The organism is Nodosilinea sp. FACHB-131 (assembly GCF_014695395.1).
Classification (GTDB): domain Bacteria; phylum Cyanobacteriota; class Cyanobacteriia; order Phormidesmidales; family Phormidesmidaceae; genus Nodosilinea.
The window spans coordinates 98,074-118,212 of sequence record NZ_JACJOF010000005.1 but is presented as its reverse complement, the minus strand read 5'-3'; the positions used below and the strand labels follow the sequence as shown (position 1 = coordinate 118,212).

The window sequence follows — 20,139 nt, the reverse complement described above, 5'->3', positions numbered from 1 at the left end:
TAAGAAAGATTTAAGAAAGACTACTTGATTATGCTTTTTCAAGGGGGGCCATCGTCAAGCCAGCGCGGGTGAGCTGGGTGTGATACAGCTCCGCTTGCTCTAGGGGGCCAACCCATACAACCGCCTGACCATCGTGGTGCACCTGGTTAGTCAGCTCCCAGGCGCGATCGCCATCTATGCCCGGAATATATTTCATTAAGCATTCCGCCACATGCTGAAACGTATTGAAATCGTCGTTGAGCACGATGATTTTGTAGTTGGGATACGTCTGGCGCGTGGTTTCACGCGTCTTTGCGGGGGCAGCGGCGGGGGCTGAGGAAACTGCTTGGGGCAAAACCGGAGTCATAGGAAGTGAACCTAAACCTATTGTCCTGCATACAGTTGCTAGAAGCTCGTCTGACAGCGATCGCTGATGCGACTGGGGCTTTGCACAGCCGATCGATCCCAAAATCTAGCTCACAGCTAGCAAGTACCAGCTATGAGCCCGTCAAGGGTTCTCAAACAACTTCTAAGCAAATTTTCTCCCCCTAGTGTATCGAATTCTGGTCACCCCAACCTGCGCCCGGCCATTGCCCGCGCGCGGGCTCAGCTCAACTCAGTGCTAGAGCCGTCGTGGCTCCACCGCTCCACCGCTAAAGGGAGAGCATGCGCTCGAGTTTAGGAATAGTTAAGGGCAGGTCGATGTAGGCGTCGGCGCTGTATGAGCCGCCAGCAGCTGCATCTTCCGGGAGCAGAATAACCACTTTGATGGGCTGAGGCACCAGCGATGGTTTCAGCTGCTGCAAATGGTTCTCCAAAGCTGGATTGCAGGCTTCGCGATCGCCCACGAGCAGCAGGTGGGGCTGGTGCTCTTTGAGGTGTTGGTGTACCTCAGCCCAGCTGCGGCAGCCGCTGACCTGCCAGCCGCAGGCCCTCACGTAGGCCATCAGCGCCCGGTGGTGATCAAGGTCAGTGTCTACTACCACCAGGCGCTGGCCGCCCGTACCTACCGGCACCGCCCGCACCACCCGCACATCGGCAAGTGAACTACCCTCTGGCCCGTGCATGGGTAGAGAGAGCACAAAGCAACTGCCCTGCCCCACCACCGACGTCACCCGCAGATGTCCACCGTGGAGCTGGGCTAGCTGTCGAGTGAGCGCTAGCCCCAGGCCAGCGCCCTCGTACTGCCGATCGAGGCCGCGATCGATCTGAGTAAACGGCTGAAAAATCTGCTCCAGTTGGTCCGCCGGGATACCAATGCCCGTGTCCTCAACCTTGAATTCCACCAGGGCTTCGCGGCTATGCACCGTCAGAGTAACCTGCCCCTGGGCCGTAAACTTAATGGCGTTAGTGAGCAGATTGAGCAGCATCTGCCGCAGGCGACGCTCGTCGGCAATGCAGGTGGTTATCCCTAGATCGGCCAACTGGTAGGTCAGCACCAGTCCCTTTTCGGCGGCGCGAGGCTGCATCATCGCTAGGCAAGCTTGACAGAGTTCTGTCAGCGACACCTGCGACAATCGCAGGTGCTCTTGGCCTGCCTCCACCTTGGAGAGATCGAGAATGTCGCTGATGATGGCCAGCAGGTGTTCGCCGCTGCCGTGAATATAGTCGAGGTATTCTGCCTGCTTAGGGTTAAGCGAGCCCACCACCTGCCGAGACAGCAGTGCCGACAGGCCTAAAATAGAATTGAGCGGAGTGCGCAGCTCATGGCTAATCATTGCCAAAAATCGGCTTTTAGCCTGACTGGCCGCCTCTGCCGCCCGACGCTGCGCCTCTAGGGCCTGAGTGCGATGGGTCTGACGAGCCACATCGAGCCTGCTCTGTTCACTGCTGGCCTCTCGCTGCTTCAAGACCTGTTTCAGCTGCTCAAAGGCAACGTCATCTCGGCAAAAGGGCCTCAGGTCCTCTAGGTCGTTGGCGGTCATAGGGTCATGGTAAAGCAGGCAAGCAAAGGCGTGGATTGGGGAACATCTGGCCACAGGCTAGATATTCCCCAATTAAACCTCACATAGCTGGGGCCACAACAGCTTGAAAATATTATTTAGAGCGCAACAGCGTGGGCGCAATGGAGCTGGAAAAGCAGTTAGCCAAAGTGCTGAAACCCTTGATTAAAGCTGAGCACTTCAGGGGTAGCCCGGTCGCTAAGCCATAGCTCAACCCCTGCCGCCACCGTCGTCTCACCCACGATCGCACAGCTATTCCCCAGGGCTGCCCGCAAGGCCTCGGCCTGGGGCCTGGGCAAACACAGCACCAGCTCAAAGTCTTCGCCGCCGTAGAGGTACCAGTCAAGGGCCTGCGATCGCCCCACCCAATTTACCAACGCCTCATCAAGGGGCAGATCGCGCTCCCGCAGAATGGCCCCGACCCCGCTGGCCTGACACAGGTGCAGCACCGCGTTGGCCAGGCCATCGCTGGAGTCCATGACGGCGATCGCTCGGGCGTCTGCGCCTGTTCCCAACACCTGCCAGAGGGCGGCGATCGCATCCAGCCTCGGCTGGGGTTTTTGGTGGGCCGCAATCCAGCGATCGCGATCGGCCTGGGCTACCCCAGCCCCCTGCTCGGGATGCAGCAGTAGCTCTAGCCCCGCCCGCGACAGGCCGTGGGAGTCAGTCACCACAATGGCCTGCCCTGGCTGAGCCTTACTGCGGTACAGCGCTCGCTGGGGGGCGACACTGCCGAGGGCTGTAATGGCCACGCTCACAGCGCTGGCCCGGCACAGGTCACCACCGAGCACGACCCCACCCCAGCGGTTTAGGCAGTCGGCCATCCCCTGGTAAAGCTCCTCTACCCACGCCAGGGACGTGTGCCCCGGCAGGCTGAGGCCCACGGTAATGCCCTCAGGGGTGGCGCCCATCGCCGCTAAATCTGACAAGTTGGCGGCTACTGCTCGCCAGCCTACGGCAGCGGCAGGGGTGGTGCGATCGCTAAAGTGCACCCCCTCCACCAGCACATCGGTAGTCACCACCAGATGCCGTCCCGCCGGCAGGGCCACCACGGCCCCGTCATCGCCAATCACGTCCCCCGGGCAGTAGCGAAACAGCCGCTTCAGCAGCCCCAACTCCCCCAATTCAGCAATGGTTTGCGGATTTTCCATGGTGAGCCCAGCCTATCGCCACAGGGATTAAAGTTGGGGTTTAAGGTTCTGGGCTCAAGGTCTAAGGCCAAACCCTAAACCCTAGACCCTAAACCTTGAACCACACCCCCCTAGGAAGGCTGTACTAGATTTTCAGCCCCAGACACCACCCGAATCGACTCAATGCGATCGCCCTGGGTCATCTGGTCGAGCGCCTCTTTGTTCTCCACCACGTAGCCAAATACCGAGTAGCGGCCGTCGAGCAGGTTGAGGCCCGCTGGGGTCATCTCCGGCTCGAACAAAAAGAAGAAAAACTGCGATGACGCGCCGTTGGGGTCAGTGTTGGGGCGGGCCATGCCCAAGGTGCCAAAGGCCGAGAAGGGCAGCACTGGCGCGTCTAAAAAGCGGCCCAGTTCCTCTAAGGTGTTGCCATAGACCGGCGCGTCATCCCCCTTCACCAAAATTTCTAGCGGGATCGCCCGGTAGGTCTTGGTTTTGGGGTCAACAAAGCCCTCCTCAGGGCCATCGGGATCGCCGGTTTGTAGCACGTAGTTGTCTTCGGCACGGGTAAACTCCATGCCGTCGTAAAAGCCTCGCTGCACCAGATCGACAAAATTGCCGCCGGTGACCGGAGCGCTGTAGCCGTCGATCACCGCCTGCATAGTGCCTTTGTTGGTGGTAATTTCTACCGTGGCACGCCCCTTGAGCTGGGGCAGATTGCTGTACTTCTCCGGCACCTCAAAGGGAAAGGCCTTCACCATCAGCTCTTCAATGCGGCTGACGTCGTCGAGCATGGCCGATCGCTTGTCCTGCACGGTAGAGCGATCGCGCTGCTCCACCGCCTCTTTGAGGGGCACTAGCTGAGCCTGAATATCGTCGAGGTAAGAAATGGCGGCCGCCCGCTTGCCGTCGGGCACTGCCGCCAGCATCGCTTCGCGGCCGCGCATCAACACCCGCTCCAGCTTGGTCAGGTCTTTGGCCATCGGCCCCCAGCGCTTGCTCCGCAGCCACTCCGACAGACCCTCTAGATTAGCCTGCACTGTGCGAATGTCGGCGTTGTCAATGGGTAGCGAGTAGCGCAGCAGGGCACGACCGTCGGTAATGGCATTGCCCGGTGGCAGGTAGGCCACTAGCGGCCCGGCGGGCAACGCCAGGGCCGGGGACAGGGAGCCCAGCCACACCCCTGCCGCTATCGCTAACCCCCATCCCAGCCGCACCAGGGTGGCCCAGCCCAAACTCTGCCGTTGATTCATCGCACGCATATCCTTGGCCATAACTCCTTGCTCCGCCCCAGGCGGCCGTTCACCATAGGCGCACTGCGCCCTTAACAATCTTGTCATACTCTGGCGGCCCCTAGGCTGTCACTCAAGCCCGCGATCCCCAGTTCAGGCGACAGCGGCAGCAACACTGAGTCTTTGCTGGTTAGGGTAAATCCTGCGGGAAATGGCCGCAGGGGGGTAAAATGAATTGCCAAACTTAACGACTGTCCCCGTAGCCAGCGCCATGATTTCCAGCAACGATTTTCGCACCGGTACCTCCATTGAGCTAGACGGCTCCGTCTGGCGCGTAGTCGAGTTTCTCCACGTCAAACCCGGCAAGGGGTCTGCCTTCGTGCGCACCAAGCTTAAGAATGTCAAAGGCGGTAACACCGTTGAAAAAACCTTTCGGGCTGGTGAAACTGTGCCCCAGGCGGTGATCGAAAAGAGAGACATGCAGCACACCTACCGCGATGGCGAAGACCTGGTGTTTATGGACATGGAAACCTACGAGGAAGTTCGCCTCACCACCAGCGAAATTGGCCCTCAGGTGAAGTATCTCAAGGAAGAGATGAGCGTCAGCGTCGTCAGCTGGAATGGTCAAATCTTGGAGGTTGAGCTGCCCAACTCCATCGTGCTTGAGGTTACCCAAACCGACCCCGGCGTGAAGGGCGACACCGCCACCGGGGGCACCAAGCCCGCTATTCTCGAAACCGGCGCTCAGGTGATGGTGCCGCTGTTTATTTCGATTGGCGAGCGCATTAAAGTAGATACCCGCACTGACGCCTACCTAGGTCGCGAGTAGGATTTTTACTGGCTCTTTGACTCCGGTGGCCCATGCCGCTGACTAAGCCTGGCCCATTACCCCCTTAATTAAGACCGTATGAGACTCACGCCGTGGAACTAAGCGTCACCGATCTAAGAGAGTTAGTTACCGCCTTAAGCCAGAGCGACATTGTGGAGCTCACCCTCAAGAGCGCAGACTTTGAGCTCACCCTGCGCAAGCCAGGGGCCATGGTGTCGGTGGCTGCACCGGCCCCTGTCGCTCCTCGGGTAGACGTGGCCCCTAGCCCCTCCCCGATAGCCGAGCCGGGGCCGGCCTTGCCCGCCGTCCCTCCTGTCGTTCCACCGGGCAAGGGCAGCGATCTGCTATCGATCAATTCCCCAATGGTGGGTACCTTCTACCGATCGCCTGCCCCAGAGGAACCAGCCTTTGTGGGGGTGGGCGATCGCATCAGCAGCGGGCAGACCGTTTGTATCATCGAAGCCATGAAGCTGATGAATGAGCTAGAGGCCGAGATCAGCGGCGAAATTGTCGAGATTTTGGTAGAAAATGCCCAGCCTGTGGAGTTTGGCCAAACCTTAATGCTGGTGCGCCCCGTCTAGCTTTTGCCCCCGTACATCTGGTCCCTTGCCCATGACCGTTGACCAGCGCATCATTGTGCCCCTAGACCTGCCCTCGGCCTCGGCCGCCCTGGCCCTGGTGGATGCCTTGCCCCAGGTAAGCTTTTGGAAGGTGGGTCTGGAGCTGTTTGTCAGCAGCGGGCCGGCCCTGATCGAGGAACTGAAGGCGCGGCAAAAGCGCATTTTTCTCGACCTCAAGTTTCACGATATTCCCAACACCATGGCCGGAGCCTGTGCAGCGGCGGGGCGCTATGGAGCCGACCTGCTGACCATCCATGCAGCGGCGGGCCAGGAGGCGATGGAGGCCGCTCAGCAAGCCGCGATCGCTGGAGCCGAGGCCGTTGGCCTAAAGCCGCCCCTGGTGCTGGCTGTTACCCTACTGACTAGCATTGATCCTCAAACCCTGGCCGTTGAGCTAAAAATTCCCCTTGACTCGAATAGCTACGCGCTGCAAATGGCTCTACTCGCTAGAGACAGTGGCCTGGGAGGCGTAGTCTGCTCGCCCCAGGAAGCCAGCCAGCTGCGGCGGTTTTTGCCTGCCGACTTTGCCCTGGTATGCCCTGGTGTGCGCCCCACCTGGGCCAGCAGCCAAGATCAGCGCCGCACGATGACCCCCGTGCAAGCCCTCAATGCTGGGGCCACCTACCTGGTGATTGGTCGCCCGATTACCGCTGACCCCGACCCTGCCACCGCCTTTGCGCGCATCTGCGAAGAATGTTCTACTGCGATCGCCCCCTAGTCCGCCAAGCGGCGCTGGCCGCGGGCACCGTACTGCTGCTGGCGCTGGGTGGAGACCTTCAAGCTCAAGAGCTGCCTGAGCCTGAGGCCAACTATCTCCGACCCGCCGCACCCTGCCCGAGCGACCCCCAGGTGCTCGCCACTCAGCTCTTGGCCGACCTGCCCAGTTACGCCAACCGAGTGTCTAGCCGCAACCTAGATCTATCCACCAATCCCATCCAACCCGTAACCACTATCTTGGTGGCCAGCGCCCCTGACTTCACCCCCCTAGACCTGTCCCAGCTACTTCCCGACGGGGCTGCCAGCGATCGCGAACCCGACGCAGACTTGCAGCAGGTGTTTTTTACCACCCTAGAGCGGCAGTACTGGCAAGGGCGGCCGACATCCTTGCAACATCACCACTGGTTATTTCTCGCCCCTACCCAGGACGGTTGGCACATGGCCCTGCTGTTTTCTAGCCTGGCTCCTTACCCAAGCAGTGGCTCCTTAGGCTCCAGCAGTCGCCCCCCCACCCCACCCCAGGAGAGCAGCGACGGCATAGTGGGTCAGGCGGTGAGGCTTTGGCTGCGCGACTGTCGGGCTGAGGCGGTGTTTCCAGCCGATGCTGAGGTCGATAGCGTTTCCCCAGGCCCGTCGACAACTCCGTAGAGGGTGTCGCGCTGACGGGCCGGGCGGCCTAGGCTAGCGATCGCCCCCCGCAGCTCCGCCACCGTCATACAAGTTCCCCCCTGGGCCCCGGCCATGGTGGTGATGTGCTCCTCCATCAGGGTGCCGCCGATGTCGTTGCAGCCCCAGGTTAGCGCTTCGGTTGCGCCACTCAGCCCCAGTTTCACCCAGCTGGGCTGATGGTTGACAATCCAGTTGCCCAGATAAATGCGCGCTACTGCCATCAGCAGCAGCGCATCAGCTAGCACCGGCTGGTCACGTCCCACCCGACGGCGCAGGGGCTTGGGGGCCTCCTGCCCCACAAACGGCAGCACGATAAATTCAGTGATCGCCGCAGAGTAGCCTGCCTCTTGGGATTGGCGCTGGAGTTGACGCAGCTTTTCCAGGTGGGTAATTTGCTGAGCAGGGGTTTCAATGTGGCTCGAGAGCATGGTGCTGGTGGTGGGCAAGCCGATCTCGTGGGCCAGCCCCACAATCTCCAGCCAGGTGGCGCTGTCAATTTTCTCGGGGCACAGCACCCGCCGCACGTCGTCGTCAAGCACCTCCGCCGCCGTACCCGGCAGCGAACCCACCCCGGCATCTTTGAGGGCCAGCAGCACCTCGCGATAGCTCATCCCGTCCTGCCGAGCGATGAACTGCACCTCCTGGGGCGAGAACGCATGCAGATGCAGAGCGGGGAATGACCCCTTAATGGTGTCCACCAGCTTCAGGTAGTAGTTCAGGGAGCGGCCGTTGATTTTGGCGTCGGGGTTCAACCCGCCCTGCATACAAATCTCCGTGGCTCCCAAGGCGATCGCCTCGGTGGCTTTTTCGACCATGGGGGCAACATCGAGCCAGTAGGCCCCTGCCTCTTCAGCATCGCGACGAAAGGCGCAGAAGCTACAGTGCTGTTCACAGATATTGGTGAAGTTGATGTTGCGGTTGACCACGTAGGTGACGGTCTCCCCCACCTGCTGCTGGCGCAGGGTATCTGCGGTGCGGCGAATGGCCTCTCGGGCCGCTGGATCTTGCTGCTGCAAGAGCGCTACGCCCTCAGTCGGGGAAATATCGCCCCCGGCTAGGGCCTTCGCGAGAATGTGCTCAATTTCCATAGCGCCAGCTATCCACCGTTACAACATCACTTTCTTATTGTGGCGACGGACTGAGTTTTCTAACCGATAAATTTGTTTTTCCATCAAAAAGACCGTGCCGCCAGTTCCAGCGGCACCGTCTTTTGAGTCCTAACGCTTACTACCCTCTAGCCCTGGGCTACAGGCTCTAGGGTAGGATTGGCGGGGGCTTTGGCCAGCATATCGCTCAGCAGGCATTGGTCGCTGACGCTGCGATCGAGGGCGGTCTCCAGGGTATAGCGAGGGGTCCAGTTTAGCGTTGTCTTAGCCTTGGCGTTGGTGTAACGAAAGGGCTTTAGTCGCGCATCCAGGCTAGCGGGAATCAGCAGACCTGGCAGGCGCGCCTTGCCCTGGAGCAATTGCTGGTTCACAAACCAGGCCAAACTGGAAACGCCGCGCATCATGCCCCAGGGCAGCGGAATGACCTGGGGTGGGTTCTCGGTACGCTTCACCAGGGCTTTAGTGAACTGGCGGCGGGTGGGCAAATTGTCGTCTACTACGTTGATCACTTCGCCAGCGGCGGCAGCGCTGCCCACCGACAGCACAATGGCTTCGGCACAGTTTTCGACATAGGTGACCGGAATTAGGGCATTGGGGCCAATCAAGAGCCATTTGGAGCCAAAGTCCGCCCCGTGGCAGGCGTTCCACAGCGCTTCGCGGCCGTAGATCATGCCGGGGCGAATCAAGATGACGGTAGCGTCATTGGTGTCGCCCCACTCGCGCATCATGTCTTCTTGAATCAGCTTGGTTTGGGCGTAGGCGTCGCGATACTCGGGTTCAGACTCGATGGGAAAGGCTTCGTCGATTACCCGATTGGCCGGGGGGGTGAAGTAGTCGTACACCGAGAAGGTGCTAGTGGCCACCAGCTTTTTCACAGCGGCGGTGGTCATGGCTCCCAGCAGGTTTTCGGTGGTGAGCACGGTGCCGGCAAAGCGATCGTAGAAATCGCCGCCCTTTACGGCCGCCATGTGAATGACGCAATCTACGTTGCTGAGGGCTTCGGCAATGCCACGGCCCTGACGCAGGTCAAGGCGCACCAGCTCCACTGCAGGGTGGTTAGCCCAGGCCAGACTCGAGGCATCGGTGGCGGGACGCACCACCGCCTTAACGGCGTAGCCCTGCCGCACCGCCTCAGCCACCACATACTTGCCTAAAAATCCCGACGCTCCAGTAACTAACAGCTTCATACCCGATTCTCCTCTGCAAGTAGGGTCTCAATCAGCCGATTGGTCTTATCCATATCTTCAAAGCTCACCGGCATGGGCTGATTTTGAAGAATGGCGGCATAGGTCTGGTCGAGCAGGCGGTGTAGGCCTTCGTAGGGGGTGCGCTGCATGACTTTGTTGCGGAAGTTTTTGACGCTAGAACCCATCAGGTCCCACCCGTTGACAAAGTGGTTGATCAGCGGTGACAGTTGCTCACCCCCGGCCCGAGGAATTACGGTGCGCAGGTAGGGCTGAAATAGGTCGGTTTCAGCATAGCCTCGGCTACCTCTGACAAAGAGAGTAAAGCACTCAGGCTTGGTGTAGCAGGTAAACCGCAGCCGGGCGTGCTGCTGGCCGTTGAGCAAAATGGCATCAAGGTCGTCGTACTTAAACAGATCGCCGCCGCCATGGTTGCTCCAGGCAGCGGCGACCCGGTCTACCTCGGGCATAAACCGCAGCAGCAGATAGGCCATGTGGGTAATCACGTCGTGCACAACCCCAGCCGGTAGCTTGTGTACGGGGTTGGGCAGGTTGCGATCGGCAAAGCGCCCGCCGGCTTCGCGGTAGCCTAGGGCCACACGTACCTCAACCTCCTGCACCTCGCCTAGAGTGCCGTCCTTGACCATGTCTTCAATGTTGAGAATGGCTTCGTTAAACCGGTAGTTGTGGTTTTCAATCAGGTGCAGGTTTTTCTCCTGAGCCAGCTGCCAGAGGGTTTTAAAGTCCTCATAGGTGGGCGTAATCGGCTTTTCGCAGATGACGTGGGCCTGGGCATTGAGACAGTCGGTTACCAGCTTTTGATGCGTATTCGGCGGGGTGAGAATGTGAACCACGTCGGGCTTGGTTTCGGCCAGCATGGCCTGGTAATCGGTGAAGGCTTGGCCAGCATGAAATGTCTCAGCGGCGTACTTAGCGGCGGCGGCAGATAAATCGCACACCCCAACTAACTCACTGTGGTCAGAACTATCTAAAAAACTTAAATGTTGCTTAGAAATAACGCCGGTACCAATGACCGCAGCCTTTAGAGATTTACCCATTGAAGATACCTGTAGCAAACCAGCTAAAACTAATCATAGAGATGTATCTAGGCTGAAAAATTCAGCTGTGCAGGGCTAAGTGTACCCATTCCTAACTGCTGTACAGACTATACGGCTGAACTCAGTAGAGGGAGAAAATCTAACTATATTGCTGAAAAATTTCAAACCTCTGGCTGCACTGTAAAGCTGCTACAAACCACTAAAACTAAAACTTGAGCTTTGTCGCTGTACCCCTAGAGGGATATTGACTGCGATCGCCGCCCCCACCGCCAGTCATCGGCGCCCCTGCTCCTGGCCAAGCCGCGCTCAACCCTGTCCCACCGACAGAAAAATGGGGCAAGATTGAGTATTCACAAACTGCGATCGCGTCCCCACGGTTAAAGCTATGGTTTTTTGTGGTTTAGCTAGATGCTGCAGATCTGGGGCTGCCGCCGGTCGGCTAGGACGGTGGGGCGGCCTGACGGGGCTATGGCTGGCGATCGCGATCGCCCCAGCCATAGCCCAGACACCACCAGCGGCCCTACCGGATGTCCTTCCGGGTGCTGGTCTAAGGCTAGAATTCGAGAACCCGGACATCGCCTTTGACGACTATCGACTGGGGCCTGGAGACGGTATTTTTGTCGGAGTGCAGCGGTTTCCCGACCTGAGTTTTCCGGCCACCCTGGATATTCAGGGCAACGTGGTAGTGCCCCTGGCCGGCACCCTCAATCTCACTGGGCTCACCCTAGAAGAGGCTCGCGAAACAATTTTCGACCGTTACAACCAGTACGTGGTCAATCCCGATGTGTCGGTGATTCTCACCACCCAGCGCCCGGTAGAAGTGACGGTGGTGGGCGAGGTACCTCGTCCAGGGTTTTACCCCTTGCAGGCGCCACAGCTATCGGTGGCGCTGCTGACAGCCGGGGGCTCTACCACCCTGGCGGATCTGCGTCTGGTGCAGGTGGATCGGCCCCTAGAGAGCGGCGATACACTCTCGCGCACCATAGATTTGTTCACCCCACTCCTCCAGGGTGAACCCATTCCCCAGGTGAGGCTACAGGACGGCGATGTGGTCACAGTGCCCCGCCTATCCCCCGAGGATGTAGAGAGCTACGATCGCGCCCTGGTGGCTAGTTCAACCCTGGCTCGGCCCGAAATTACTATCCGTATCCTTAACCGAGCGGCCGGGGCGCGGGGCGGAGAAGCTCGCTTTGGAGCGATTAATCTGCGTAACGGCAGCCGCTTTTTAGATGCCCTGGCCGTGGCAGGGGTCAACCCCGATGTGGCCGCCTATAACCGCATTGCGGTGCTGCGATTTAACCCCGAAACCGGCTCGGCCGACACGATCACGGTGAATGCGACGGCGGCGGTAAACGGCGACTTGAGCCAGAACATTCCCCTTCAGGAGAACGACATTCTGGTGGTTGACCGCAACCTGCTGGCGCGGGTCAGCTATGCTCTCAATACCTTTACTCAGCCCTTTCGCGATGTGTTGGGCTTTTTGCTCTTTTTTGACTCCCTGACCGATTCAGCAGACTCGTTATTTAGACCCTAGGGTTTTAGACCCTGAGAACGGCGATGGTTTCTCCTTTTATTAAGCGCTATCTGCTGGCCCTAGACCGCTACAAGTGGCCTAGCTTGGCAACCCTGCTGGGCATTTTAGGCATTTCAGCGGTGGTGGCCGTGCAGCCCCCGCCGCCCCCGCAATACCGGGCCGAGGGGGTGCTGGTGCAAAATGCGCCAGTCGTTGCCCTGACCACCACCGGTACCGAGGTGCAGCAGCGGGGTCAGGGCATTATTTCAGAGGAGTTTCTGCTGGCTGACGTGCTGCTGCAGCAGGTGTCCCAGGAGCTAGAGCGGCGAGGGATTTCAATGGATCCCGAAACCCTGCGATACCGCACTACGGTCAAGCTAGAGGGGGAAGAAAATGTGGTGCAGCGGGTCACAGTCACCTTTCGCGGGGCCGACGAAGAGCAGACTCAGCTCACCCTCAGCCTGCTGTTTGAGGCCATGGTGGAGCTGAGCCGAGTCACCAACCGGGCCAGAATCGGGGCCATTGTGACTGCATTGGATAAGCGTCTGCCGGCCGTAGAAGCTGATCTGCGAGCCGCCGAGCAGGCCCTCGAAGTCTACGATCGCACCGAAGGTCCGGCCATTCAAGCTGCCCTTGACGGCAGCCTGCTAGGGGCGATCTCGGGTGGGCAGCAGCAGCAGCGCCAGAACCAAATCACGTTGGCGGGGCTAGATTCCCAAATTCAAAGCCTCCAGCAGCAGCTGGGGCTGACGCCGGGGCAGGCCTTCACCGCCTCGGCCCTGAGCGCTGACCCGATTATTGCCCAGCTGCGATCGCAGATTTTAGAGAGCGAAACCCAGCTCAAGCTGCTGTCGGCCACCCTGCGCGGGTCGCACCCCACCATTCAAGACCTGCGCCAAAACCTAGCCGCCTACAATGCCTTGCTGGCCGAGCGCGCCCAGGAGGTGATTGGGGGGCAAGACCTAGCCGCCCTGCCCAGCGTTAGCGAAGTGCGCCAAAACAGCACCCTCGACCCGGCCCGCGCTGCCCTGGCCAACCAGCTGGTCACCCTCAGCGCCCAGCGGGCCGCCTTGGCCAGCCAGCAGCAGGTGCTCCGCCAGAGCGATGGCCAACTGCGTCAGCAGTACTCCAGCCTGCCCAACAAGCAGCTGGAGCGCAACCGCCTCGCCCAGCAGGTGGCCCTCAACCAAGCTCTCTACGACCAAATTCAGGCCAAACGCATTGATGCCCAGGCCGCCGAGGCCGAGACCGCCAGCAGCCTCACCGTCGCCCAACCGCCCACCACTACCCTTCAGGCCGACCCACCCACCAGCCCCGTTGTGGTTATGGCCGTCGGCGGCCTACTGGGAATTGTTGCCGCCGGGGCCGTGGTCTTTCTGCTCGATCTGCTCGACAGTACCGCCCGCACCCCCGAAGATCTCCAGAACATTTTGAGCGATCAGGATGTGCCGGTGTTGGGGCTAGTCCCAGCTCTAGCCGCTACGTCTTCCCAGGGCTGGCCGATTCTCTACCAGCCCCACACTCCCGACCTCGAGATTTATGAACGACTGCGCAGCAGCCTGCGGCGGGCGGGCAGCTTGTCTGAGGCTGGGACACCCCCGCGGGTGGTGCTAGTCGTCAGCAGCCGGTTGGGGGAAGGTAAAACCACCAGCGCCTTTAACCTGGGCATTGCCGCCGCTCGCGCCGGACGCCGGACCCTAATTATCGAAGCCGACCTGCGCCAGCCCTCCTGCGGTCACCGGCTAGGGGTCAAGCTCAACCCAGCCGCCATCTCTGCACCGCTGCACTACTACGCCGGGCGGCAGCAGGAGCCGATTCAGCTCGCGCCCTGGGTCGAAAACCTGTACCTGACCCCCAGCCCCGGCCCCCAGCCCCACCCGGCCGCCATCCTGGAGTCGAGCGAGATGGGGCAATTTTTAACCGATGCCCGCGCTCGGTTTGACCTGGTGCTGATTGACGCGCCGCCCCTGGGCAACAGCAACGACGCCCTGCTCCTAGGGGCTGCCAGCGATGGGCTACTGCTGGTGACCCGCCCCGGCTACACCGACAAAGCGGTGCTAGAGGCTCTATTAGAACAGCTGTTAGAAAACGAAGACCTGCCGCTGCTGGGTGCGATCGTCAATGCCGCCGATCGCACCGCCGCCTCTGCCACCCCTCCTCCGGTCGATAGTGCTGCCGTCACCCCCGGCCCCCAGCCCATGGTTCGCTCCATTGACTTTTAGCGGCGACTTTTAGCAGGGTAAGCCAATAGGGTAGGATCGTAGGCTGTAGCGTCTAGGAACGTTAAGGAGCGATCGCTTGCCTACCCTGGGAGTCAACATCGACCACATTGCCACGATTCGCCAGGCCCGCCGCACCGTTGAGCCCGACCCTGTGGCCGCAGCCGTGCTGGCCGAGCTAGCCGGGGCCGACGGCATCACCGTGCACCTGCGCGAAGACCGTCGCCACATGCAAGACCGCGACGTGCGCCTGCTGCGGCAGACGGTGCGCACCCATCTGAATTTGGAGATGGCCGCCACCGACGAAATGGTAGCGATCGCCCTCGATGTCAAACCCGACTACGTCACCCTGGTGCCCGAGCGGCGCGAGGAAGTCACCACTGAAGGCGGGCTAGATGTTGCCGGTCAAACCGATCGGATGAAATCCGTAGTCAACACCCTTCAGAGCGCCGGCATTCCGGTCAGCCTGTTTATCGACGCCGCCACCGACCAAATTGAGGCTTCAGCCCAGGTCCGTGCCCAGTTCATCGAGCTGCACACTGGCCCCTACGCCGAGGCCAAGGCCGAAGCCGACTGCCACCGCGAACTCGACATTCTGGCCCAGGGCACCGCCCATGCGATCGCCCTGGGCCTGCGGGTCAACGCCGGCCACGGCCTCACCTACTGGAACACCACCCCAGTCGCCCGCATCCCCGGCATGGAAGAGCTCAATATCGGCCACAGCATCGTCAGCCGAGCCGTGCTCGTCGGCCTAGAGCGCGCCGTCCGCGAGATGAAAGCGCTGATTTAGGGTGGGAAAAAGGATGGAGGAAAATTTTGAGTGTTGAGTTTTGAATTCTGAGTTTATGCCTTCACCGTCAACTCAAAACTCAACATTAAACACTTAAAACTCTCCCCTACCCATCCACCCCCTACCCGCCCACCCCTTACCCACCTACTCACAAAGGAGATTCCCCATGACCACCTACTACTACGCCGTTGCCAGCCAAAAGTTTTTGCTCGAAGAAGAACCCCTGGATGAAGTTCTCAAGGAGCGCCGCCGCTACTATCAAGAGCAAGAGCAGGAGGTGAATTTTTGGCTGGTTAAGTCCCCTGCTTTTCTCGAGGCTCCTGAGCTGGCCAGCATTAAAGCCCGCTGCCCCCAGCCCTCTGTAGCTCTAGTTTCCACCAGCAAGCAGTTTATTACCTGGGTCAAGCTGCGGTTTGACTACGTAGGCATCGGTGAGTTTGAGGCTCCCTCTGCTGCTATCCCCGAGCCCCTCGCCTCTTTAGATGCCGTAGCGTCCTAAGCTGAGGCAGGCGCGATTGCGATCAAAACCTAGAATCTCTGCCCGCGATCGCCGCTTTAGGCTAGAATCGCTGGCAGATTACGGCGGTAACAAAGAGCAATGGTAAAGGGTTTGAAACGGAGCAGCGCACAGGTATCGCTTAGTTGGATGACACTGCCCCGAGCGGGAAGCATTGCACTGGGGCTATTGCTGGCACCGCTAGCTGGGCTGTGGACTGCTGCCCAGGCTCAGTTTCCGCCCTGCCCGCCCCCGTCCGCCAACGAGTATCTGCTGCTGGTGCGCAGCAACACTGAGGCCGAGCGCACGCGGGTACAAAACCTGCTGCCCTCCAACAGCACCGTCCTAGTTTGCGATTACCTCAACGACACGGTTGTGCGGGCCGGGGGGTTTACCAACCTGGAAAACGCCAATGCCTGGGCTCAGTACATGACTGAGGTAGAGGGCTTCCAGGCCTTTGTGGCCCGTCCAGCCACCACCGCGGCCCAGCCTGCGCCCCCCACGGGTGGCACAACTCCGCCAGCGAACAGTGAGACTCCCCCCGCCAACAATACCCCGCCCAGCGGTGGCCCTCCTGCCCCGGCTACCCCCCCGGCGACAACGCAGTCAGCGCCCACCGCCTATGCCCCCCAGCCGTTGGGCACAGGCTTTGCGGTGCTAGTGGACTACCAGTACCAGCCTGAGTCGGCGATCGCCATTCAGCGTCAGGTGGGCCAGGCTGTGGGTCTAGCGGTGCATCGCCAGCGCTCCTACCTACTCATTGCCCACAGCCCAGATGTAGCCGGGGCCGCCTCTACCCTGTCCGTGCTCACCAGTCTCAACATCGCCGGTTTTATCGTCGATAGCCAGGAAGTAGTAATGCTGACCCCAGCGGTGGCTCTCACCGCTCCCTAGGGTTTCCTTTTCAAAACAGTTGAAAAGTAGCCAGTAGCTGCGACTTCGCTACGCTACCGGCTGCTTTTTTAAAAGTTACCTAGTAAAGCATCAGCTCATACAAAATCTATGTTGAGGACCTTGATTCAAAACAGGAATCTTGTAGGGGCATTGCACTGCAACGTCCCTACAAACCGGGTGCATCCAAATGGGATTCGGTATCAGTAGGCAGGCGCGGCCAGGCAGGAGATCATCGCCCCTAAAATTGACCCGGCAATCACCTGAAAAGGCGTGTGTCCCAGCAGTTCCTTCAGCCGATCTTCTCTAATTTCGGGCTTTTCTTGAAACAGCTCATCAATAATTTGGTTGAGCACCTTGGCCTGTTTGCCAGCCGCCTGGCGCACTCCCGCCGCGTCATACATGACGATCACCGAAAACACAGCGGTGGCAGCAAATATTGGGCTTGCCCAGCCTAGGGTTTGGCCAACGCCGCCCGCTAGGGCCGTGACCAAGGCCGAGTGGGCGCTGGGCATACCACCGGTTTCTACCATCACCCGCAGATTGAGCTTGCGGTGGCGCACTAGCTCAATGACAGCCTTGAGCCCCTGGGCTGTAAAGCAGGCAATTAACGCCACCACGAGCACATGGTTGTTGAAGATGTCGCTGAAACTGTCCATCGGCGCAGGCAAACCTAGTAGGTACGGGCAACAATATAATCGGCGATCGCCAGCAGCGGTCGGTTCAGCTCCCCAAACCCAGCCAAACTCTCCTTTGCCGCCTCAATCAGCTGGTTGGCCTGGCGACGCGATTCTTCAATCCCCCAAAGGCTGGGGTAGGTCACCTTCTGGGCAGTTATGTCTTTACCTACTGATTTGCCCAAGGTTTCAGACGTCGAGGTGATATCGAGAATATCGTCCACAATCTGAAAGGCTAAGCCGATGCGCTGAGCGTACTGGCGCAGGTTTTCAATCGCCTCTTCGTCAGCCCCTGCCAGTATCGCTCCGGAGGTTACCGAAATTTCAAGCAGAGCCGCCGTTTTGTGGTTGTGAATGTAGTTGAGGGTTTCTAGCGTCACATTGGGGTTGCCCTCGCTAGCCAAATCTACAACTTGACCGCCCACTAAACCTTCGCCTCCTACCGCTTTACCCAGTCCGGCAACTACCCGCAGCACGCGTTCAGGCGATGCTCCCTGGGTCTGGGTCGCCACATGTTCAAAGGCATAGGTCAGCAGCGCATCGCCCGCCAGAATCGCCACGTCGTCGCCGTAGACCTTGTGGTTGGTGAGGCGGCCCCGACGGTAGTCATCGTTGTCCATCGACGGCAGGTCGTCGTGGATTAGCGACATGGTGTGGATCATCTCTAGGGCACAGGCCGTAGGCATAGCCATTGCCACGCTGCCGCCCACGAGTTCACAGGTGGCCAGGCAAAGAATGGGGCGCAGACGCTTGCCTCCAGCCAGCAGCGAATAGCGCATGGACTCATAGAGGGTTTCGGGATAGCGCAGGGCCAGGGCCTGGTCGAGGGCGGCTTCTACCTGGGGGCGGCGCTCTCTCAGGTAGGCTTCGAGGTCAAAGGGGCCAGCAGCAGCGGGTCTAGAATCGAGGGAGTTGGTTGGCACCATGGCGGCAGGCAGGTTGAAAGGCGACAAAGATGAGTTTGAAACTGGATAGATCCCGCGTTTATAGGCGGTTACGGTAGCTGGTTACGGTGTTCTCAAGCAGCATGGCTACCGTCATTGGGCCTATGCCCCCCGGCACCGGAGTAATCGCCGCAGCCACCGGCTCCACCGAGGCAAAATCGACATCCCCCACCAGCCGAGCTGAGCCGTCAGGCTGCTCGACTCGGTTAATGCCCACGTCGATGACAACGCCGCCGGGCTTAACATCAGCCGCTGTAATCATACCGGGACGGCCTACCGCCGCCACTAGAATATCAGCTTGCCGCATCACCGCGGCTAAATCGGGGGTGCGCGAATGAGCCATAGTTACGGTAGCGTTGGCCTCTAGCAGCATCAGGGCCATGGGCTTGCCGACGAGAATGCTGCGCCCCACCACCACGGCCGTGGCCCCAGCGGGGTCAATTTTAGCGGCCTCTAGTAGCCGCATCACGCCGTAGGGAGTGCAGCTGCGCAGGCCGGGTTCGCTGCGCACCAGTCGGCCCAAGTTGATGGGGTGCAGCCCGTCGGCATCTTTATCGGGGTCGATGGTGTGGAGCAGAGCCACGGCATCGAGGTGGTCGGGCAGGGGCAGCTGCACCAAAATACCGTCTACGTTGGGGTCGGTATTGAGTTGCTGAATCAGGTCCGCTACCTCCTGCTGGGAGACGGTAGCGGGTAGGTGCTTGCCGTAGGAGGCAATGCCTACTCGACTACAGGCTCGCTCTTTGTTGCGCACGTAGGCGGCGCTGGCGGGATTATCGCCCACCATGATCACGGCTAGCCCAGGGGGACGGCGGCCTTGGGCAACGAAGGCCTGGACAGCGGCGGCCAGGTCGGTTTGAATTTGGGCCGCTAGGGCTTTGCCGTCGAGCAGTTGGGTCATGGCCGGGTGCGCTAACCTGTATCTCGGAATCGATCGCAGTTGGAACCCCAGGGCAAGCTTTGCCCAGGTTAAGGATTCGACGCTTTCTCAGTGTCTCAGATTTTGATCCTCTAAACGCCTGCGATCGCCGCTCAGCGCCCTAAAAAGCTTTTATGGACTATCTAAAGCGTCAGTTTACCTACTATGGAGTGGTTGGGTTGGCCCTAGTGGCGGTCACCAGCTGCGGGGCCAGTATCGATGCCACGATGGGCTATTCATTGCGCGATCGCCTCAGTACCTGGCCCGGCCTCGCCTGGCTTGACCCGGTTACTCCCATCGGTGAAGCGAGCCAGAGCCCCCGCGATACGGTTTATCTGGCCGGCACCGTAGGCCGCCATCTGCCCCTGGTGGGCCAGGGACTGTACGAGCTGGTGGATGACTCAGGCTCCATTTGGGTGCTGAGCGCCGCCGCGCCGCCGCCGGTGGATGAGCAAGTCACCCTGCGGGCCGCGATTCGGTATGAGCAAGTTTTGCTGCGCGGACAGGACATTGGCGAGTATTACGCTGAAGAGTTAGAGCGCCTGCCCTAGGCATCCCCGTGAGAATAACGGCAAACGGCTCCGATAGCTTTCTTCTCAGTATGTTAGGGGCCTGGGAAATGGTAGTCTCTTAGAAATGCTGTGTATAGACATTCACACTGGTAGGAGAGGATTAGGGTAAATGAAACAACTGGTTGGCCTACTCGTTGCGCTGGCAGTGCTGTTTGGCTGGGTGAGTAGCCCCGCTGTGGCGCAGCCCATCTCTGGGCCTGTCTTTGGGGCAGACCTTCTGAGCGCCCCCATTGTGGCCACGGCCTGGCTGGCAGAATCGCCGCAGAACGCGGTAGACGCCAAGCTCAAAACAGAATACGGGGCTAAGTTGGACCTCAACAACGCCAACGTACAGGGCTTTAGAAAGTTTCCTGGACTGTACCCCACCCTGGCGCGCAAGATTCTGCTCAATGCTCCTTACGAGAGCGTTGACGACGTGCTTGATCTGCCGGGCCTAAGCGAGCCACAGCTTGAGATTCTGCGCAAGAACCTGGATAACTTCACGGTTACTGTGCCTGACTCCGCTTTCGTAGAAGGTGGCGATCGCTTCAACAACGGCGTTTACAAGTAGACAGCGGGTCGTCCCTCTGTTTGGCTTAGCCGCCGCCCTTAGTAGCCCTGGTTGGTCAGGTTGGCCCAAGGTCAACGCTGGTTAGCCAGGGTTTTTAGCAC

The 20,139-nt window shown here is 59.8% G+C and carries 21 protein-coding genes; 11 read left to right on the top strand and 10 right to left on the bottom strand.

All coding sequences use genetic code 11. From position 1 onward, the window contains the following. Positions 1 to 28 precede the first annotated feature (28 nt). The 4 genes from clpS to H6F75_RS02585 form a co-directional block, all read right to left on the bottom strand. Entirely contained in the window at positions 29 to 346 is a 318-nt protein-coding gene (gene clpS / locus H6F75_RS02600; protein WP_190748941.1) for an ATP-dependent Clp protease adapter ClpS, read from the bottom strand. 286 nt (positions 347 to 632) lie between these two features. Then, a complete protein-coding gene (locus H6F75_RS02595; protein WP_190748939.1) occupies positions 633 to 1,904 on the bottom strand; it encodes an ATP-binding protein in 1,272 nt (423 codons plus the stop codon). A 158-nt stretch (positions 1,905 to 2,062) separates the two neighbouring features. Continuing rightward, a complete protein-coding gene (thiL, locus tag H6F75_RS02590) occupies positions 2,063 to 3,073 on the bottom strand; it encodes a thiamine-phosphate kinase (RefSeq protein ID WP_190748937.1) in 1,011 nt (336 codons plus the stop codon). A gap of 110 nt (positions 3,074 to 3,183) precedes the next feature. After that, the gene (locus H6F75_RS02585; protein ID WP_242019611.1) at positions 3,184 to 4,392 is read right to left on the bottom strand and encodes a peptidylprolyl isomerase; all 1,209 of its coding nucleotides are present in this window, start codon (positions 4,390 to 4,392) and stop codon (positions 3,184 to 3,186) included. A 163-nt stretch (positions 4,393 to 4,555) separates the two neighbouring features. Between H6F75_RS02585 and efp the strand changes: the two genes are divergently transcribed. The 4 genes from efp to H6F75_RS02565 all read left to right on the top strand — a co-directional run bounded on the left by efp (position 4,556) and on the right by H6F75_RS02565 (position 7,098). After that, the gene (efp, locus tag H6F75_RS02580) at positions 4,556 to 5,113 is read left to right on the top strand and encodes an elongation factor P (RefSeq protein ID WP_190748933.1); all 558 of its coding nucleotides are present in this window, start codon (positions 4,556 to 4,558) and stop codon (positions 5,111 to 5,113) included. A 92-nt stretch (positions 5,114 to 5,205) separates the two neighbouring features. Continuing rightward, positions 5,206 to 5,694, top strand: a complete 489-nt coding sequence (gene accB, locus H6F75_RS02575) for an acetyl-CoA carboxylase biotin carboxyl carrier protein (protein ID WP_190748931.1) — start codon at positions 5,206 to 5,208, stop codon at positions 5,692 to 5,694. A gap of 31 nt (positions 5,695 to 5,725) precedes the next feature. Further along, positions 5,726 to 6,451 (top strand): orotidine-5'-phosphate decarboxylase, encoded by a 726-nt coding sequence (gene pyrF, locus H6F75_RS02570; protein WP_190748929.1) that lies wholly within the window; start codon positions 5,726 to 5,728, stop codon positions 6,449 to 6,451. Further along, entirely contained in the window at positions 6,427 to 7,098 is a 672-nt protein-coding gene (locus H6F75_RS02565; protein ID WP_190748927.1) for a hypothetical protein, read from the top strand. The genes pyrF and H6F75_RS02565 overlap by 25 nt, the downstream gene beginning before the upstream one ends. Here H6F75_RS02565 and cofH read toward each other — a convergent pair. From cofH to H6F75_RS02550, 3 genes are all read right to left on the bottom strand, one after another. Then, positions 6,996 to 8,207 carry a 7,8-didemethyl-8-hydroxy-5-deazariboflavin synthase subunit CofH gene (gene cofH / locus H6F75_RS02560; RefSeq protein WP_190748925.1) on the bottom strand — a complete coding sequence of 404 codons (1,212 nt, stop codon included), beginning with the start codon at positions 8,205 to 8,207 and terminating at the stop codon, positions 6,996 to 6,998. The two genes, H6F75_RS02565 and cofH, sit on opposite strands and share 103 nt — an antisense overlap. Positions 8,208 to 8,353: 146 nt before the next feature. Beyond that, positions 8,354 to 9,412, bottom strand: coding sequence for an NAD(P)-dependent oxidoreductase (locus H6F75_RS02555; protein WP_190748923.1), 1,059 nt, complete (start codon positions 9,410 to 9,412; stop codon positions 8,354 to 8,356). Continuing rightward, positions 9,409 to 10,467, bottom strand: coding sequence for a Gfo/Idh/MocA family oxidoreductase (locus H6F75_RS02550; RefSeq protein WP_190748921.1), 1,059 nt, complete (start codon positions 10,465 to 10,467; stop codon positions 9,409 to 9,411). Before H6F75_RS02550 ends, H6F75_RS02555 begins: the two co-directional genes overlap by 4 nt. A 385-nt stretch (positions 10,468 to 10,852) precedes the next feature. Here H6F75_RS02550 and H6F75_RS02545 point away from each other — a divergent pair, with 385 nt between their 5' ends. The 5 genes from H6F75_RS02545 to H6F75_RS02525 all read left to right on the top strand — a co-directional run bounded on the left by H6F75_RS02545 (position 10,853) and on the right by H6F75_RS02525 (position 16,379). Next, a complete protein-coding gene (locus H6F75_RS02545; RefSeq protein ID WP_242019610.1) occupies positions 10,853 to 12,001 on the top strand; it encodes a polysaccharide biosynthesis/export family protein in 1,149 nt (382 codons plus the stop codon). Between the two features lie 23 nt (positions 12,002 to 12,024). Then, positions 12,025 to 14,202 (top strand): AAA family ATPase, encoded by a 2,178-nt coding sequence (locus tag H6F75_RS02540; protein WP_190748919.1) that lies wholly within the window; start codon positions 12,025 to 12,027, stop codon positions 14,200 to 14,202. A gap of 76 nt (positions 14,203 to 14,278) precedes the next feature. Next, positions 14,279 to 14,989: a pyridoxine 5'-phosphate synthase gene (locus tag H6F75_RS02535; RefSeq protein ID WP_190748916.1), complete on the top strand. Its 711-nt coding sequence runs from the start codon at positions 14,279 to 14,281 to the stop codon at positions 14,987 to 14,989. A 166-nt stretch (positions 14,990 to 15,155) separates the two neighbouring features. After that, positions 15,156 to 15,488: an MgPME-cyclase complex family protein gene (locus H6F75_RS02530; protein WP_190748914.1), complete on the top strand. Its 333-nt coding sequence runs from the start codon at positions 15,156 to 15,158 to the stop codon at positions 15,486 to 15,488. Positions 15,489 to 15,635: 147 nt separating this feature from the next. After that, the gene (locus H6F75_RS02525; protein ID WP_190748906.1) at positions 15,636 to 16,379 is read left to right on the top strand and encodes a hypothetical protein; all 744 of its coding nucleotides are present in this window, start codon (positions 15,636 to 15,638) and stop codon (positions 16,377 to 16,379) included. Between the two features lie 200 nt (positions 16,380 to 16,579). Here the strand turns inward: H6F75_RS02525 and H6F75_RS02520 are convergent, their stop codons facing one another. The 3 genes from H6F75_RS02520 to folD are packed head-to-tail and all read right to left on the bottom strand — an operon-like array spanning position 16,580 to position 18,898. Further along, positions 16,580 to 17,035: a divergent PAP2 family protein gene (locus H6F75_RS02520; RefSeq protein WP_190748905.1), complete on the bottom strand. Its 456-nt coding sequence runs from the start codon at positions 17,033 to 17,035 to the stop codon at positions 16,580 to 16,582. A gap of 14 nt (positions 17,036 to 17,049) precedes the next feature. Further along, positions 17,050 to 17,979: a geranylgeranyl diphosphate synthase CrtE gene (gene crtE, locus H6F75_RS02515; RefSeq protein WP_190748903.1), complete on the bottom strand. Its 930-nt coding sequence runs from the start codon at positions 17,977 to 17,979 to the stop codon at positions 17,050 to 17,052. Positions 17,980 to 18,037: 58 nt separating this feature from the next. After that, positions 18,038 to 18,898, bottom strand: a complete 861-nt coding sequence (gene folD / locus H6F75_RS02510; protein ID WP_190748901.1) for a bifunctional methylenetetrahydrofolate dehydrogenase/methenyltetrahydrofolate cyclohydrolase FolD — start codon at positions 18,896 to 18,898, stop codon at positions 18,038 to 18,040. A gap of 152 nt (positions 18,899 to 19,050) precedes the next feature. Here folD and H6F75_RS02505 point away from each other — a divergent pair, with 152 nt between their 5' ends. Both H6F75_RS02505 and psbU read left to right on the top strand, forming a co-directional pair. After that, complete coding sequence (locus H6F75_RS02505; protein ID WP_190748899.1) at positions 19,051 to 19,467, top strand: hypothetical protein; 417 nt, start codon at positions 19,051 to 19,053, stop codon at positions 19,465 to 19,467. 130 nt (positions 19,468 to 19,597) lie between these two features. Continuing rightward, on the top strand, positions 19,598 to 20,038 hold the full coding sequence (gene psbU / locus H6F75_RS02500) for a photosystem II complex extrinsic protein PsbU (protein WP_190748897.1): 441 nt from the start codon (positions 19,598 to 19,600) through the stop codon (positions 20,036 to 20,038). Positions 20,039 to 20,139 lie beyond the last annotated feature (101 nt).

What these genes read in the sequence shown, in the direction of transcription:
- H6F75_RS02595 (WP_190748939.1), bottom strand. Translation starts at nt 1,904, where the DNA reads ATGACCGCCAACGACCTAGAGGACCTGAGGCCCTTTTGCCGAGATGAC.
- H6F75_RS02525 (WP_190748906.1), top strand. Translation starts at nt 15,636, where the DNA reads ATGACACTGCCCCGAGCGGGAAGCATTGCACTGGGGCTATTGCTGGCA.
- H6F75_RS02520 (WP_190748905.1), bottom strand. Translation starts at nt 17,035, where the DNA reads ATGGACAGTTTCAGCGACATCTTCAACAACCATGTGCTCGTGGTGGCG.
- clpS (WP_190748941.1), bottom strand. Translation starts at nt 346, where the DNA reads ATGACTCCGGTTTTGCCCCAAGCAGTTTCCTCAGCCCCCGCCGCTGCC.
- H6F75_RS02530 (WP_190748914.1), top strand. Translation starts at nt 15,156, where the DNA reads ATGACCACCTACTACTACGCCGTTGCCAGCCAAAAGTTTTTGCTCGAA.
- H6F75_RS02555 (WP_190748923.1), bottom strand. Translation starts at nt 9,412, where the DNA reads ATGAAGCTGTTAGTTACTGGAGCGTCGGGATTTTTAGGCAAGTATGTG.
- H6F75_RS02540 (WP_190748919.1), top strand. Translation starts at nt 12,025, where the DNA reads ATGGTTTCTCCTTTTATTAAGCGCTATCTGCTGGCCCTAGACCGCTAC.
- crtE (WP_190748903.1), bottom strand. Translation starts at nt 17,979, where the DNA reads ATGGTGCCAACCAACTCCCTCGATTCTAGACCCGCTGCTGCTGGCCCC.
- psbU (WP_190748897.1), top strand. Translation starts at nt 19,598, where the DNA reads ATGAAACAACTGGTTGGCCTACTCGTTGCGCTGGCAGTGCTGTTTGGC.
- thiL (WP_190748937.1), bottom strand. Translation starts at nt 3,073, where the DNA reads ATGGAAAATCCGCAAACCATTGCTGAATTGGGGGAGTTGGGGCTGCTG.
- H6F75_RS02545 (WP_242019610.1), top strand. Translation starts at nt 10,853, where the DNA reads ATGGTTTTTTGTGGTTTAGCTAGATGCTGCAGATCTGGGGCTGCCGCC.
- cofH (WP_190748925.1), bottom strand. Translation starts at nt 8,207, where the DNA reads ATGGAAATTGAGCACATTCTCGCGAAGGCCCTAGCCGGGGGCGATATT.
- H6F75_RS02550 (WP_190748921.1), bottom strand. Translation starts at nt 10,467, where the DNA reads ATGGGTAAATCTCTAAAGGCTGCGGTCATTGGTACCGGCGTTATTTCT.
- H6F75_RS02565 (WP_190748927.1), top strand. Translation starts at nt 6,427, where the DNA reads ATGTTCTACTGCGATCGCCCCCTAGTCCGCCAAGCGGCGCTGGCCGCG.
- H6F75_RS02585 (WP_242019611.1), bottom strand. Translation starts at nt 4,392, where the DNA reads ATGACAAGATTGTTAAGGGCGCAGTGCGCCTATGGTGAACGGCCGCCT.
- folD (WP_190748901.1), bottom strand. Translation starts at nt 18,898, where the DNA reads ATGACCCAACTGCTCGACGGCAAAGCCCTAGCGGCCCAAATTCAAACC.
- efp (WP_190748933.1), top strand. Translation starts at nt 4,556, where the DNA reads ATGATTTCCAGCAACGATTTTCGCACCGGTACCTCCATTGAGCTAGAC.
- H6F75_RS02505 (WP_190748899.1), top strand. Translation starts at nt 19,051, where the DNA reads ATGGACTATCTAAAGCGTCAGTTTACCTACTATGGAGTGGTTGGGTTG.
- pyrF (WP_190748929.1), top strand. Translation starts at nt 5,726, where the DNA reads ATGACCGTTGACCAGCGCATCATTGTGCCCCTAGACCTGCCCTCGGCC.